Origin of the sequence: Pseudomonas sp. C2B4 (genome assembly GCF_013359695.1) — a bacterium.
Lineage (GTDB): Bacteria > Pseudomonadota > Gammaproteobacteria > Pseudomonadales > Pseudomonadaceae > Aquipseudomonas.
On the sequence record NZ_JABFMU010000013.1, the window covers coordinates 37,849 to 53,505 of the forward strand.

General features: G+C 58.5%; 11 protein-coding genes. 3 read left to right on the plus strand and 8 right to left on the minus strand.

Annotated features, from left to right (window positions below):
• Positions 1-28: 28 nt before the first annotated feature.
• Positions 29-2,488, minus strand: a complete 2,460-nt coding sequence (locus tag HNQ83_RS11595) for an EAL domain-containing protein (RefSeq protein ID WP_175389078.1) — start codon at positions 2,486-2,488, stop codon at positions 29-31.
• 214 nt (positions 2,489-2,702) lie between these two features.
• Between HNQ83_RS11595 and HNQ83_RS11600 the strand changes: the two genes are divergently transcribed.
• On the plus strand, positions 2,703-6,872 hold the full coding sequence (locus tag HNQ83_RS11600; protein WP_175389079.1) for a hypothetical protein: 4,170 nt from the start codon (positions 2,703-2,705) through the stop codon (positions 6,870-6,872).
• A gap of 1 nt (position 6,873) precedes the next feature.
• On the opposite strand, the gene HNQ83_RS11605 is transcribed toward HNQ83_RS11600, so the two are convergent.
• From HNQ83_RS11605 to HNQ83_RS11625, 5 genes are all read right to left on the minus strand, one after another.
• Positions 6,874-8,691: an ATP-binding cassette domain-containing protein gene (locus HNQ83_RS11605; protein ID WP_175389080.1), complete on the minus strand. Its 1,818-nt coding sequence runs from the start codon at positions 8,689-8,691 to the stop codon at positions 6,874-6,876.
• Entirely contained in the window at positions 8,684-9,286 is a 603-nt protein-coding gene (locus HNQ83_RS11610) for a DsbA family protein (RefSeq protein ID WP_175389130.1), read from the minus strand. Before HNQ83_RS11610 ends, HNQ83_RS11605 begins: the two co-directional genes overlap by 8 nt.
• 39 nt (positions 9,287-9,325) lie before the next feature.
• On the minus strand, positions 9,326-10,267 hold the full coding sequence (locus HNQ83_RS11615) for a rhodanese-related sulfurtransferase (RefSeq protein WP_175389081.1): 942 nt from the start codon (positions 10,265-10,267) through the stop codon (positions 9,326-9,328).
• Between the two features lie 138 nt (positions 10,268-10,405).
• A complete protein-coding gene (locus HNQ83_RS11620; RefSeq protein ID WP_052964137.1) occupies positions 10,406-10,705 on the minus strand; it encodes a BolA family transcriptional regulator in 300 nt (99 codons plus the stop codon).
• Between the two features lie 12 nt (positions 10,706-10,717).
• Positions 10,718-11,242, minus strand: a complete 525-nt coding sequence (locus HNQ83_RS11625; protein ID WP_175389082.1) for a DUF2059 domain-containing protein — start codon at positions 11,240-11,242, stop codon at positions 10,718-10,720.
• Between the two features lie 191 nt (positions 11,243-11,433).
• Here HNQ83_RS11625 and HNQ83_RS11630 point away from each other — a divergent pair, with 191 nt between their 5' ends.
• Positions 11,434-12,828: a class II fumarate hydratase gene (locus tag HNQ83_RS11630; RefSeq protein WP_175389083.1), complete on the plus strand. Its 1,395-nt coding sequence runs from the start codon at positions 11,434-11,436 to the stop codon at positions 12,826-12,828.
• Between the two features lie 103 nt (positions 12,829-12,931).
• Here the strand turns inward: HNQ83_RS11630 and HNQ83_RS11635 are convergent, their stop codons facing one another.
• On the minus strand, positions 12,932-13,891 hold the full coding sequence (locus tag HNQ83_RS11635; protein WP_175389084.1) for a DMT family transporter: 960 nt from the start codon (positions 13,889-13,891) through the stop codon (positions 12,932-12,934).
• Positions 13,892-14,101: 210 nt separating this feature from the next.
• Between HNQ83_RS11635 and HNQ83_RS11640 the strand changes: the two genes are divergently transcribed.
• A complete protein-coding gene (locus HNQ83_RS11640; protein WP_175389085.1) occupies positions 14,102-14,296 on the plus strand; it encodes a DUF6316 family protein in 195 nt (64 codons plus the stop codon).
• A 137-nt stretch (positions 14,297-14,433) separates the two neighbouring features.
• On the opposite strand, the gene HNQ83_RS11645 is transcribed toward HNQ83_RS11640, so the two are convergent.
• A complete protein-coding gene (locus HNQ83_RS11645; RefSeq protein WP_175389086.1) occupies positions 14,434-15,618 on the minus strand; it encodes a thiolase family protein in 1,185 nt (394 codons plus the stop codon).
• Positions 15,619-15,657 lie beyond the last annotated feature (39 nt).

Sequence of the window (15,657 nt, forward strand, 5' to 3'; positions counted from 1 at the left end):
TTGTGATTGTTTTGACCGGCAAGAGACTTCAACGGAACGTGCCAGGCGCCTTGAACAACAAAGGCTGAGGCCTGGCGGGACGACTTTGCAAACTGTCGCAGGTAAACAAATGCGGGCGCTCTATGACATACCCCTGAGCGTAATCCACCCCGATCTCCAGCAATGCCTGCTCGATCTGGGGCGTCTCGACAAACTCGGCAATCGTGCGTTTACCCATGACATGACCGATGTGATTGATCACCTCGACCATGGCGCGGTTAATCGGGTCGTCCAGCATATCCTTTACGAAACTCCCGTCGATCTTCAAGAAGTCTACAGGCAAATGTTTCAGATAAGCGAATGAAGACATACCGGCGCAAAAGTCGTCCAGTGAAAAGTGGCAACCTAAGCCCTTGAGCTCATTGATAAATCTGATTGCACTGCCAAGATTGGAAATGGCGCTCGTTTCTGTGATTTCAAAACAAATCATTTCAGGCGGAATCGAATAAATTACGAACTGTTCCCGCAGAAAGTCGAGAAACGCCTCATCTCCGATGGTCGTGCCTGACAGATTGATCGCACACATCGCCAAGGGCCCTTTGCGCTTTTCGGCCATGCATTGGGCAATGATCTTGAAAACGTTCACTACGACCCATCGATCAAGGGACGTCATCAAACCGTAACGCTCGGCGGCCGGGATGAAACTGTCGGGGAGAATCATGCGGCCGGCTTCATCGTGCAGGCGCAGCAGGATTTCGATATGCCCGCCGTCCTTGTCGATATTGCCCAGCGGCGCAATTTCCTGGGCATACAGGCAAAAGCGATCTTCCTCCAGCGCCATGTGCAAGCGCTGCACCCAGGCCATTTCACCGAAACGCAGGGACAGTTCAGAGTCGTCGGGATGATAGACCTGGACCCGGTTGCGCCCTTTTTCCTTGGCCATGTAGCAGGCCATGTCAGCCGCGCGTAGCGAGGCTTCGAGGGTCGTCGGATTGTGCGCGACATGCACCAGACCGATGCTCACGGTCGTCACGAATGGCCGGCCCTTCCAGACGAAGTGCAGGTTCTGCACGGTCTGGCGCAGCCCCTCGGCTACTTTCTCTGCAGCGTCCGGCCCACAGTTCTCCAGCAAAATGCCGAACTCGTCACCACCGAGCCGGGCCAGGGTATCGCCCTCGCGCAAACCGGATTGCAACAGCGCGCAGATATGCCGCAGCAGTTCGTCACCCGCAGCATGGCCGCAGGTATCGTTGACCAGTTTGAACTGGTCCAGATCAAGGAACATCAAGGCATGCCGCCCCACCTGCCGTGTCAGGTTATGCAGCGCCTGCTCCAGTCGATATTCGAATTCGCGGCGGTTCGCCAGGCCGGTCAAGGCGTCGTGGGTAGCCTGCCAGGACAGATTGGCAATGTATTGCCGCTCCTGGGTCATGTCGTGCAGCACCAGCACAGTGCCACTGACCTTGCCCGCATTGCGGATTGGCGCACCGACCAGGGTCACAGACACCGTGCTGCCGTCCAGGCGTTGGATCAGCTTGGAATGCTCGCTGCCACCGCTGAGCTGGCCGCTCAAAATCCGTTCGATCAAGGTGAAGCCATCGGTCTGGGCGTTTTCGTCCAGCAGATTGAACAGCGCCGCAAGCGGCAGACCGGTCGCCTGTTCAGCCTTCCAGTGGGTCAACGCCTCGGCGGCCGGGTTCATGTAGGCGATGGCGCCATCGACATCGGTGGTGATCACGGCGTCACCGATCGATTGCAGGGTGATCTGCGCCCGGTCTTTTTCCAGTTGCAGGGCGTCGGCAAAGGCATGGCGCTGCTTGAGCAATTTATGGGTGCGCATCAGGGCCAATGCAATCAGGCCCAGAGCGGTAGCGAGGTTGATCAGCAGCAACAACCGAAGAATGACCCTCGACCCCTCACCCAAGGCATCGCTGAAGGCTTTCGCCGCCGGAGTCACCTCATCGTTGATCGCGAAAATCTGCACCTTCCAGCGCTGGATGTCCGCGCTGGAGGCTGGACTGGCGGCGATGTGCTGGTGCATGTCCCGCGCCACGTCATCGAGCTTGACAAGATACTCGTCACCCACGGTCCAGAGATCGATGGCCTTTTCGAGGTAGCTGAAGTGCCGGAAATTGAGGTACAGCCAGATCAGGCTGGATACGTCGCCGGGATGGTTGCCGCCCTTGAGGATCGCCGCACGTGCCGCTTCGATGTTCGGTGGCTGTTGATCAAGCGCCACACGCAACTCGTGGCCGCCCTGGGGCACGGCAATGGCGTTCTGGTACTTGTGGAAAATCGCTTCGTCGCCGTTGTCGGCATACAGATTGAGGTAATAGATGGCGTCTTTCTGGCCCTTGGACCACAGGCTTTCGCCGGCAACGTAGCCACGGACAGCCGAAAGAACATAGAGGCTGACGCCGCCCAGCAAGGCCTGAAACACCACAACGGCGATAAATGGCCAGACGATGCCCAACAACCGGGGCGTTCCGAGAGTCCGCGTTTGATTCATGAGTTCCCTTGCATTAGCACTGCTTGATCGTCTTCCGGACGAAATCGCTACCGCAAGACTAGGGGGCGATCCAGATTCCGGCAAGCGGCGGATCTCAATGCAGTGCAAGCGCCAGGCATATATATGTACCTCCAATACAGATTTCGAGGCCGATTTACTGGGTACTCCGGGTTTTCCCCTATCCGCTGCGGGAACCCATTCAAAGGAGTGCGACATGACAGATACATCTTTAGCTGCATCCAGTACCTCGGCCGACGAAGAATTTCGAGCCAAGCAGGCGCTGGGATTCGATGACGGCCCGGATATCGAAGGCTTGATTGCGCCAACCACTGCGGGTGATCGAAAGCGGTTCAACGCCTTGCTGCGTGCGAAACCCTCCCTCGCGCAATCCATGACCCTCGACATGTACAAGGCAAAACGCATCAATGCTCAAATTGCCGGGACCGTAACCGACTTCATCGCTGGCAAGCCCTCGCTGATCGCTCATCTGGGCGCCGGCGTACTGTCTCTCGCGTCCGCAGAGGAACTGCGCGCGACGCCTTCGGTATTCCTCCAGCGGATACTGGACTCGACGGAAACACAGGATCTGACAAGCCGCCTGCTGGGAAAGCTCAGGTGGTACGGTGCCAATAGCGGCGAACAGACGTCGGCGTCCGTGCGCCATCAACTGATTTGCAAAGCCATATGCCTTCACTATCACCAGTCATCGGCGGATGAATCACAAGAACTCGCCGGCTTCCGCTGGCAAGACCCGGCACATTGGGGCAAAAGCTACCAGGTCCTGCACAGCGATTTCGAACGGCACCTGCTGCACACCCACCGGGCTGCCAATATCAAAGAGGCAATACTACTCGCGCACGTATTCCAGACCCGGCTTTCCAAAGACTTCGCCGTGCCCGATATCCCGGCCGACCTTCGCTACAAGAGTTCGGTGGTGTGGGTCAACTTCATGCACGGCGTACTTCTGGCCGATGAGCTCGGCCTGCAGACGCTGTCCTTTCAACAGCTCGTCAATCTCCCCCTGGAGCGCAGCGTTGGCGCCACATCCGAGGAGCTTGAGACCATTGCGCGACTGAGGATGAGTCCTGCCCTGGAATGGGCGATCTGCGTCGGTGTCGTTCAATCACGAACGGCATCCGACTACGACGAGAAGGATATCGAGCGGGCACTGGCGGCACTGGAAAGCCATAACGAAAGCCTGGGCAAAGCCGTGATGGCACTGGACTTGCCGCACCCCGACAGACTGAAGATGGCCAAACGGGTGAAAGACGACTTGTTTGGAAGTGACGCACTCGAATCGGACGGACGAAAGTTATTGCCAGAGGAGCTACCAGACGGCGGGCGCTCCAGAACCATGCCGACATTGGCGCTGCCAGGCCACGGGTTTCTCGACCTCTATGCAGACGGGCAGTTCGATGACGGTGGAAGATGGTTTATCACCGAGCCCGACGGCAAAACGCGAACCAGGAATACATTCAGGATCGACGACAAACGAATCTTCTATTCAGAAACCAAGGTCAATGGAAGTTACAGAGAGACTTTTTCCGGGGGCATCCTCCGCACTCGGAGAGGCAGGACGTTGCCGGACATCAACGCGCAGTTTGAAACTGACTTCCAGAACTACCTCTCCACGATCAGGACGGCCTATCAGACCCTGATCGCCAGTCTGCTGGTGTCGCTACCGCTGGCTGACCGTCGAGCACTGGAACAAAGTGAAGTCGTCGTGCTGAGCCTGCGCCAGAACATTCCCAAAGACAGACAACGACAAGAGGTCCGGGCAAGGAAAGGATTCCTTTTGCAAGTGACCAGAGAAAAAGAAGACGGCGATAAAGACATCACCTATTACGAGCTCATCCCCAATGTCGGCTTCATTCGTCAACGAACCAGACTAAGGTTTTCAACAATCGATGGCGTTTTTACAGAGTTTCCATTACACGCCTCGATCCCCGGACAAACCTTCGCTCCAGGACTGAGCACCTCGCTCCTTATCGATTGGCCTGCTCATTTATATGGCAGGACGCCCGCAAACCGAGCCTCCAGCACAGCATTCGTCGATCCCGTGGGACTCATGCCAGCGGATGTATCTTCCGGTTCCGCTACTAACAACAGTGAAGTAACACCGCTGGCATCGTCACGACTGAATGCAGTGGCCCATTACATTGCATCGAATTTCCTGTACGTCGATGAACAGGAACTGCGTGTACAAGCCCGCGGGATCACGGTCTTCGACAGCATCAGGGCCAGAACTGAAAGACGGTTGGAGACTTTTTTAGCGATTGCCAAAGGCTTTGTACCCTTCTGGGGGAGTGTTGAAGATCTTTTATCGGACAATGTTCAATCAAAACTGTCAGGCGGAGTCGGACTCTTGATGGATCTGGCTTCATTTCTCTTCCCTGTCGGGAAATTCATGTCGGGTACGGTACGCTTGATGAGGCTCGGAACCGGAGTTTCAAGCATGGCTGTCAAAACAAGCCTGCCCTCTTTTTCAAGGCTGACCCGCAACCTCCTGATCACGACGGCGACGAACCTCAACCCGCTGGATGGCGTTCCGACGCTGCTGAAGACAATGGGAAGCGGCGCCGCGAAAGGGCTGCTCGCAGCGGGCCGCTTGAGTCTTGTGGGAATCAAAAAACTGGCAGGACAGGTCGACAGCTACCGCCTGGTTCACCACCTGCCCCAGTCAGTCGATCCCGGGAGCTGGAAATCGCTGACGAACAGCGATGGACTGGCAACAGTCAACGGCGTCGATAACGTACTGGTGCGCAATACCAGCCCTTCGGACTTGAATCGATTCCATCTCGTCGACCCGCTGACCTCTTTGCCCTATGGCCCGCGCCTGCGTAATGACCACCTCGTGCCAGGCCGGTCAACCTTCAAGACGCTGTCACTGAACGAATCCCACGTTCTGGCAAAACTGCCGGAAAACGCCCATGTCCGTGAAATTCTTGAGGTCGATGGTCGAACCACGATGTTGATTGACGACACTCCCTATCGCCTGGATGGCAATCAGCTGCGCCGCGCCGACCTGATCGACGATCGGTCGATGTTGAAATCATTGCCTTGTCGGCTACGGCGCACGCGGGGCTCCGAAAAATGCAGAACGCGTTACGTCACCCGTGACCCGGCGCCGACACCGGCCATTGGCAGTTACGATGAAAGCAAAGGCTGGGCGCCGTGGTTCGGAGACAGTATCTATACGCCGGCCACTGCGGATCGGATGATGCTACTTAAAACCCTGAAGAAAAAAAGCCGGCTCCCGGCCACGATGGAGTTTCAGAAAGGGATTTTCGGGAGGATCAAGGTGGAAATCCCCTACGGGACCCAGAATCGGTTTGATACGTTCCAGGCCGGCGCCACCATCGTTCCAGCCATGGACGGTTCGAGGCGCTATGTATTCACCCGATTGGACGCCGGAGCCTTTTACGTCGCCGAGCTGACTGCGGCGCAAAACCTCTCCAGCTCCCTAACATTACGTAAGGCCAATACCTTGGCCGGCGACTTGAAAAAGGAATTGATGACGGTTTACACCGGATCGCTGAATGCCAACAACATGGTAAGGATTTACGGCACAGAAACCGTGGAACGAGCGTTGAAAACCATGGAAGAAATTGCCATTCCGATTACCGGTCTCAAGAAACCGCCCGATACGCTCAAGAAGCTCAAGGTCGATACCAAGCCGGGCGAAGCGGTGCTGTTCGATCACACGAGCCGAATGATTGTCATCGAGAAGTCGAAAGGTGCGAGAAGTTGGTCGCGCAGCAAGGTCGCATCGGAAGCCTTCCGTCAAAGAACAGTGGAAATTTTCGATACATTGTTCCTTGAGCGGACCATTGTGCTGAAAAATCCAGACAGCGCCTTGAAGATCAACACCACGATGAAAAAGCTGCACAACCTTATCCCTCGGGACCAGCGTCCGTTCAATGCCAGGAACATCGCCTATGCCGAAGTAACCACCGTCACCGGGACGCGGGAGGTCTATGTGAGTGTTTCAGGAGCGCAGGGGGCGACCGGATATCTGCCCTTGTTCAGACAACATCTTGGCGCAGATCAAGTCAAGGTAGGCGAAACCACCTACTTCAATGTTGATATGAACAATGACTTTCCCAATACATCACTCCATGTGTCTGATGAAGGCAAGTTACTCGCTGTGCCGATGACAATAGTTGATGTTGAAAACTACAGACCGACACTGACTCGCAAGCCCACGTCGCTGGACAGCGAGAGCAAATTGATCAGCGTGATCCGCGAAAAATACCGCGATTACGCATCGATTGAGTCGGTCAACATCGCCACCACCATGCCACCCTGCGAATCCTGTTCGGTTGTCGTCAAGGAGTTCGGTTACGACGGCGGTGAAAATGCCCTGAATGTCCTGTGGATGTGAGCTAGTGCTGCTGCAAATGCCCATAAAGCTTGGCATACAAACCACCATCGGCAATCAACTGCTGATGGTCGCCATCTTCGGCAATTTGCCCGCCATCGAATACCAGCACCCGGTCGGCCTGCTTCACCGCCGACAACCGGTGCGCGATGATCAGCGTGGTGCGGTGGCTCAGGAACCGCGCCAGTGCCTGATGCAGGTTGTATTCGGTGGCGGCATCCAGCGCTGAAGTGGCCTCATCGAGGATCACCACTTTCGGCTCGGCCAATACCATCCGCGCAATCGCCAGGCGTTGCCGCTGACCACCGGACAAACGCACGCCGGAACGCCCGACGATGCTGTCCAGGCCATGGGGCAATTCACGAATCGTGGAATGCAGTTGCGCGATTTCCAGGGCCTGCCAGCAAGCCTCGTCGCTGCGTTCGCGACCCATGGTCAGGTTGGCGCGCACGGTGTCATTGAACAGTGCCGGGTGTTGCAGCACCACCGCGACATTTTCCCGCACGGTTTCCAGACCGATTTCCTGCTGGGTCGAACCGCCGAAGCGGATGGTCCCGGCCTGCGGCGTGTACAGGCCCAGCAGCAATTGCACCAGCGTACTCTTGCCACCGCCACTGGCACCGACGATCGCGACTTTTTCACCCGGCGCAATGGACAGGTTCATCTGGTTCAATACCAGCTCGTCGCTGTAGCCGAAACTCAAGCCCTGTACCTCGATGCCCACGGTCTCGCGCCCCGTGAACGGGTCAACGCCGTTGGGGTATTCCGGTTCATCGGCGCGGGACAACAGCTCGTTGATTCGCGACAGCGCACCACCGGCGGCGTAATAGGCGTATTGCAGGTTCAGCAGTTGTTCCACCGGACCGATCATGAACCACAGGTAGCTGAACACCGCGAGCATCTGGCCGATGGACAGGTCGGAAAACAGCACGGTGAGCATGGCCGCGGCGCGAAAAATATCGATGCCGAACTGGAACAGCAACCCGCTGGCACGGTTCGAGGCGTCGGTTTTCCATTGCGAACTGACCGCATAATCGCGAACCTCCCTGGCACGCAGCCCCAACCGGCCCAGAAAAAAGCCCTGACGGTTACCGGCACGAACTTCCTGGATGGCGTCCAGGGTTTCGGTCAAGGCCTGGGTGAAGCGCGAGGTGCTGTCGTTCTCGAGTTTCTTGAGGTGCTTGACCCGTTTGCCCAACTGCACCGTGGCGTAGATCACCAGCGGGTTGAACAACAGGATCAGCAGCGCCAGTTTCCAGTGCATCCACAGCAAAATCCCCGCAGTACCAACCAGCGTCAGCATCGCCACGAGGAATCGACTGAGGGTTTCGCCGACGAATTTGTCCAGGGTATCCAGGTCGGTGACCAGGTGGGTGGTCACCGTACCGCTGCCCAGGCTTTCGTATTCGCCCAGGGAGATCCGCTTGAGGCGTTCGATCAGGCGGATGCGAATGCGGTACACGATGTCTTTGGCCAACGCAGCGAACAACCGTGCCTGCACCACGTTGAACAACAATGCCGCGCAACGCAGGGCCAGGGTCACCAAGAGCATCAGGCCGATGTAGCCCGCGGCTTTTTGCCAGACCTCGGGGAGTGCGAGGTTCATGATTTTCAGCGCGGCATCACCATGCCCCAGCAACACTTCGTCCACCAGCAACGGCAGGAGCAACGGGATCGGGACGCTGCACAGGGTCGCCAGCACGGCCACGCCGTTGGCGATCCACAGGGACTTCTTGTGATGAAGGGCCAGACGACGGATTTCCGCCCAGCTCAGCCGGTCGACGCGTTTAACGGTAGCGGTATCGTCAGGCAGATCATGCACAGGCAGCGCGCTCCAGCCAGCGGCCGAGCAGCGGAGACAGCGCACTGAGCGGCTGATAGCCATTGGTCAGCAAGGCCAATTGACCCTTTCGTTCAGCCAGCAAGGTAGGAAACCCGGCGATGCCCAGGTCCTGGACCCAGGTAAAATCGGCAGAGGTGGCGGTGTGCATATCGGCACGGTCGAATGCGGCGGCGAATTCGATGCGCGGCAGCCCGGCCTGTTCAGCCAGTTCCACCAGAACACTGGCACGGGTGACGTCGCGGCCTTCGGCGTAAAACGCATGCTGAATCAATCCGAGCAGTTTCCACGCACAGTCCGGCGCCAGGCTGCGTGCCGTCACCAGTGCCCGGCAGGCGGGTTCGGTGTCGTAGACGAATCCCTCGGGCAAGGCTCCGTCCAGTTTGAACGGCTGGCCGGTGGCCTCGGTGACCGCCTGCCAGTGTTCGAGGATGTAGCGTCGGGTCGTCGGTTCCAGCGCCGCGCCACTGCCGGTGCGAAGGCCGCCCACCACCAGATGCACGTCCACACCCGCGGCCGCCGCCTGCTCGACCAGTGCGTTTGCAACCGGGGCAAAACCCCAGCACCAGGAACACATCGGGTCCATCACATACAGCAGGCGGCATGCAGACATGGTTCAGGCCTCGGTGGATGCTTGCTTGTAGTTGTAGCCGATCGGGTGCGGCATATTGCGAGCCTTGGCCAATTCGATCTGTTTTTGCCGATCAATGGCGCTGCGGCGGGTTTTCTCGCTCAACGTATCCCAGCAATGCGGGCAACTGATGCCGGCGACATAATGCTCGGATGCGCGGTCTTCGATGCTGACAGGTGTACGGCAGGCATGACATTGATCGTAGTCACCTTCGCTCAAGTCGTGGCGAACCGTTACGCGGTTATCGAACACGAAGCAGTCGCCCTGCCACTTGGTTTCTTCCTGAGGCACCTCTTCGAGGTACTTCAGAATGCCACCCTTGAGATGGTAGACCTCATCGAAGCCTTCGCTGAGCATGTAGCTCGACGCCTTTTCACAACGGATGCCGCCGGTGCAGAACATCGCGACCTTCTTGTGCACGGCCGGGTCGAAGTTGGCTTTGATGTAGTCGGGAAATTCGCGAAAACTGGTGGTTTTCGGATCGATTGCGCCTTCGAAGGTACCAATCGACACTTCGTAGTCGTTGCGGGTATCGATCAACAACACTTCCGGATCGCTGATCAGCGCGTTCCAGTCCTGCGGATCAACGTAGGTGCCGACCTTTTTGTTCGGGTCCACGCCTTCAACGCCCAGGGTCACGATCTCTTTCTTGAGCTTGACCTTGGTGCGGTAGAACGGCTGCTCGTCGCAGTACGACTCTTTATGGTCGATATCGATCATGCGCGGGTCGTTTTTCAGCCAGGCCAACAGCCCATCGATACCTTCGCGGCTACCGGACACAGTCCCGTTGATGCCTTCTTCGGCGATCAGCAGCGTGCCTTTGATGCCGTTGTCGACCATCGCCTGCAGCAGTGGCTCGCGCAAATCGACGTAGTTTTCCAGGGTGACGAACTTATACAGTGCCGCCACGACAATCTGTTGTGTCATGGGTAAATCTCCAGGTGGCTACCCTCGTAAGGGGTGAACCGGATGCGAAAAAAAACGCGCCGGGTTAGCGGCGCGTTTCGCATTCTATCAAAAACCCGAAGGTTAGAGGACTGGCAGATGCCTCTGTGGCACTTCAAACTAATGCTTGCTGCCACCGGCACAGGTCGGCGAAGCCGGAGCGGCATCGATCTGCGCCCATTCCTCCGGCGTGTAGGTATGTAGCGCCAACGCATGAAACTCGCCCATCAGCTCGCCCAGCGTGCCGTAGACTTTCTGGTGACGCTTGACGCGATTGAGCCCTTCGAACTGCTGGCTGACCACCACGGCCTTGAAGTGGGTCTGCAACCCGCGACTGTGCATATGGCTTTCATCCAGCACTTGCAGATGCTCAGGCTGTAACAGGCCCAGCGTCGATTCGATGCGTTGTTGCATGGTCATACCAAACTCCGCTTAAGGCTTTTTCTTGGCTGGTGCTGCTGCGTCTTTCGGCGTCAGCTCGGCTGTCATGTCAGCCAACAGCTTGTTGACCACCGGCACTGCGCTTTCGAGCTTGGCCTGGGTCATCTGGGCCGATTGCTGAGTCAGCTGCGGCATTTTTTGCAGGACTTTCTTGCCCAATGGCGACTGGTAGAACGCAACCAGGTCCTTGAGCTCGGATTCGGTGAAGTTGGTGGTGTAGAGCTTGACCATGTCCGGCTTCAGCTTGTTCCAGCCGATGGCCTGGTCCAGCGCGGCATTGGCCTTGGCCTGGTAGGTTTCCAGGACGGCTTTTTTCGATTCCGGGGCTTTGGTTTGCTGGAAGCGCTGAGCGAACATTTGCTGTACTTGCATGTACACCGGAGTGCCCAATTTGTCAGCATGCGCCAGGGTCAGGAAAGCCTCGGCACTGGCGTTGTGGCTGGCGGTATCGGCAAGAACCTGGCCGCTGGCACAAACCAATGCAACCGCGGTACAGATGGCACGAAGACGAGTCATCGAGTTTCCTTTTCTAGCAGGCGAGGTAAAACCCCAAGGACGTCCATTCTGCGCCTAAAAAAGTGTGTCACTCAACCCCAAGCCTTGTCGCGCCTGATTTAGAGGGGTTCAATGGCAGAATCGAGACTGATGGAACCCCGGCCGTCGATCACGGCCTAAACTGCGCAATCAGACCTACAGGAGTGTGACCGATGAGCCGTATCGAAACCGACAGCCTTGGCCAGGTTGAAGTCCCGGATGAAGCCTACTGGGGTGCTCAGACGCAACGCTCGCTGGTCAATTTTGCCATCGGCACCGAACGCATGCCCCTGGCGGTCTTGCACGGCCTGGCACTGATCAAGAAGGCGGCGGCACGGGTCAACGACCGTAATGGCGACCTGCCCGCCGATATCGCCCGCCTGATCGAACAAGCGGCCGACGAAGTGCTCGACGGCAACCATGACGACCAGTTCCCGCTGGTGGTCTGGCAGACCGGCAGCGGCACCCAGAGCAACATGAACGTCAATGAAGTGATCGCCGGACGCGCCAACGAACTGGCCGGCAACCCACGCGGCGGCAAGTCCCCGGTGCACCCCAACGATCACGTCAATCGCTCCCAGAGCTCCAACGACTGCTTCCCCACCGCCATGCACATCGCCGCGGCCCAAGCCGTGCAGCAACACTTGCTGCCGGCCATCGCCGAGCTGTCCGGCGGCCTGGCCGAGTTGTCGGCGCGCCACATGAAACTGGTCAAGACCGGGCGCACCCACATGATGGATGCCACGCCGATCACCTTCGGCCAGGAGCTGTCCGGGTTCATCGCGCAACTGGATTATGCCGAACGGGCGATCCGCAGCACCCTGCCAGCAGTCTGCGAACTGGCCCAGGGCGGCACTGCCGTGGGCACCGGGCTGAACTCGCCACACGGCTTTGGCGAAGCGATTGCCGCGGAGCTGGCCGCCCTCTCCGGCCTGCCCTTCGTCACCGCGCCGAACAAGTTTGCCGCGTTGGCCGGGCATGAACCGTTGACCGCCCTGTCCGGTGCACTGAAGACCCTCGCCGTGGCCCTGATGAAAATCGCCAACGACTTGCGCTTGCTGGGTTCCGGCCCACGCGCCGGTTTCGCCGAGGTGAAGCTTCCGGCGAACGAACCAGGCAGTTCCATCATGCCGGGCAAGGTCAACCCGACCCAATGTGAAGCCCTGTCGATGCTGGCCTGCCAGGTGCTGGGCAACGACGTGACCATCGGTTTCGCCGCGAGCCAGGGGCATTTGCAACTGAACGTCTTCAAGCCGGTCATCATCCACAACCTGCTGCAATCGATCCGCCTGCTGGGTGATGGCTGCAGCAACTTCCAGCAGCATTGCATCGCCGGCCTGGAACCGGACGCCGGGCAAATGGCTGCACACCTGGAACGCGGCCTGATGCTGGTGACGGCCTTGAACCCGCATATTGGTTATGACAAGTCGGCGGAGATTGCCAAGAAGGCCTACAGCGAAGGGCTGACCTTGCGTGAGGCAGCGCTGCGGTTGGGGTACCTGACCGATGAGCAGTTTGATGCCTGGGTACGGCCGGAGAACATGTTGGAGGCGGGGGCCAAGGGCTGAGATTTGTAGCGCCTGACAGTCAGTCTTCGCGGGCAAGCCCGCCCCCACAGGGTACGCGTAAACCTGTGGGAGCGAGCCTGCTCGCGAAGAACGATGACACGGTCTAACTGGCTGCCATCCGCACCTTGCGCGCCTTCAACCCGGCAATCAACGACGGCCCCAATGCCACCAGCGCCGAACCCAGCACCACCAGCACCGCCCCGCCATACCCCAATCCGTTGATGGTCTCGGCATGCACATACTCTGGCCACCACCATGCGGCCAGGGCGACAGCGCCAAAGGTCACCAACGGCGTGATCGCCAGTGTTGCGCTGACCCGCGAGGCTTCCCAATGGGCCAGGGCTTCGGCAAATGCGCCATAGGCAATCAGGGTGTTCATGCAGCACGCCAGCAGCAGCCAGCCTTGCAACGGGTTCAATTGCAGGGCTTCCAGCGGATGCACCCATGGCGTCAGCAACAACCCGCAGAACAGGTAGATCACCATCATCACCTGCAGCGAATTCCACACCGTCAGCAGCTGCTTCTGCCCCAGTGCGTAAAAGGTCCAGACCGTGGATGCCAGCAGCACCAGCAACACACCGGCGGTGTAGTCAGTCAACGAGGTGAGCAACTCACTCAGGCGTTGGTTGAAAAACAGGGCGAAACCGATCAGCAGCACCAGCAAACCAATGCCCTGTCCCAGGCTGAAACGCTCCTTGAACACAAACACGCTGGCGATCAGCAGCATGATCGGGCCCATTTGCACCACCAATTGCGCGGTGCCGGGGCTGAGCAGGTTCAGACCCATCAGATACAACACGTAGTTGCCCACCAGGCCGAGCACCGCCATCAGCACCAGCCAGCCGCCGCGCGGTCCCAGCACTTTGCGGCTCGGCAAGCGCTTGGTCGCGGCCAGGTAAATGAACAGACACCCACCGGACACCATCAGGCGAAACCAGGTCACCGTGACCGGGTCCATCACCAGCAGTACCTGTTTGAGCTTGATTGGCAGGATTCCCCACAGCAACGCGGTCAGCAAGGCCAGGAACAAACCGTAAACCCAGCGACCCGATGAAATGTGCATGCGAACCCCAAAGCCAAGTGTCAAGAACCGACATTCTAGGCGCACTGCCGTGTGGCACACAGGGACAGTTTGCGTCTGGCCGCGAATGGAACTGTGCAGGTCGCATCATTAAATTGGCGGCAGGCCGTCGATCAGATAATCAGGCACTGCAAATACTTCATGCATAAGCTGATTGGATCCATCCACAGGAACATCCCGCAGGAGATCGCCATGTACGGCATGCGCGCCCAGGACAACGCCCCCGCCCTGCACTTTCGCAGTGAGCGGTTATGTCGGGTGAATGGGGAGTTGTACTTCAGCACGCGGGAAAACACGCTGGAGGGGCCGTTTGTGAATGCCGAGGCGGCTGCGCGGGAGGTTCGGGCTTATGTTGAGCGGATGCAGTCTTTGCGGATGAACCGGTAAACCGAGGCGTCTGCATCGCGGGCAAGCCACGCTCCCACAGGGCTTGCGTCGACCACAATTTCAGTGAACGACATAAAACCTGTGGGAGCGGACTTGCCCGCGATGGCTATTCAACAGTCATTACAAATGCCAGATGTTTAGCGCACCGCCTCGAACAACCCCGTCGCTCCCATCCCGCCGCCTACACACATGGTCACGATGCCGTAGCGCAGATTGCGCCGCTGCAACTCGCGAACGATGTGCCCGACCTGACGCGAACCGGTCATGCCGAACGGATGGCCGATGGAAATCGATCCACCATTGACGTTGTACTTGTCGTGATCGATTTCCAGTCGATTGCGCGCGTACAGGCACTGCGAAGCGAACGCTTCGTTGAGTTCCCACAGATCAATGTCATCGATCCGCAGACCTTTGGCCTTGAGCAGCTTTGGCACGGAAAAAACCGGACCGATGCCCATCTCGTCCGGCTCGCAACCGGCCACCGTGAAACCACGGAAGAACGCCTTGGGCTTGAGCCCCAGCGCCAGCGCTTTTTCCAGGCTCATCACCAGCGTCATCGAAGCGCCATCCGACAATTGTGACGAGTTACCGGCGGTCACCGAGCCATCTTCGGCGAAGACCGGTTTCAACCCGGCCAGGCTTTCCAGCGTGGTGTCAGGACGGTTGCAGTCATCGCGATCAACAACGCCATCAAGGATCTGCACCTGGCCCGTGGCCTTGTCTTCAACGCGGTACTTCACCGTCATCGGCACGATTTCATCATCGAATAACCCGGCGGCCTGCGCCTGGGCGGTGCGCTGCTGGCTTTGCAGGGCATACAGGTCCTGTTCTTCACGACTGACGTTGTAGCGGCGCGCGACGATTTCGGCCGTCTGCCCCATCGGAAAGTAGATGCCCGGCACCTGTTCCTTGAGCAGCGGGTTGATCAGATGGTCGGTGTTGACGCTTTTCATGGTCAGGCTGATCGACTCGACACCACCGGCGACGATGATGTCGCTGCAGCCCGAGGCGATCTGGTTGGCGGCGATGGCGATCGCCTGCAAGCCCGATGAGCAGAAACGGTTGAGGGTCATGCCCGACGTGCCGATACCCAGGCGCGACAGCACCGCGACGTTGCGGCCGATGTTGTAGCCCTGGGCGCCTTCGTTGGAACCGGCGCCGACGATGCAGTCCTCGACGCTGGCCGGGTCGATGCCGGTGCGCGCCAGCAAGGCGTTGACGCAGTGCGCGGCCATGTCGTCCGGACGGGTCTGGTTGAACTTGCCGCGAAAGGATTTGGCCAGGCCGGTCCGAACGCTGTCGACGATCACCACTTCACGCATGGCATACCTCATTGTTGTTGTCGGTTGAGAATGGCTCGA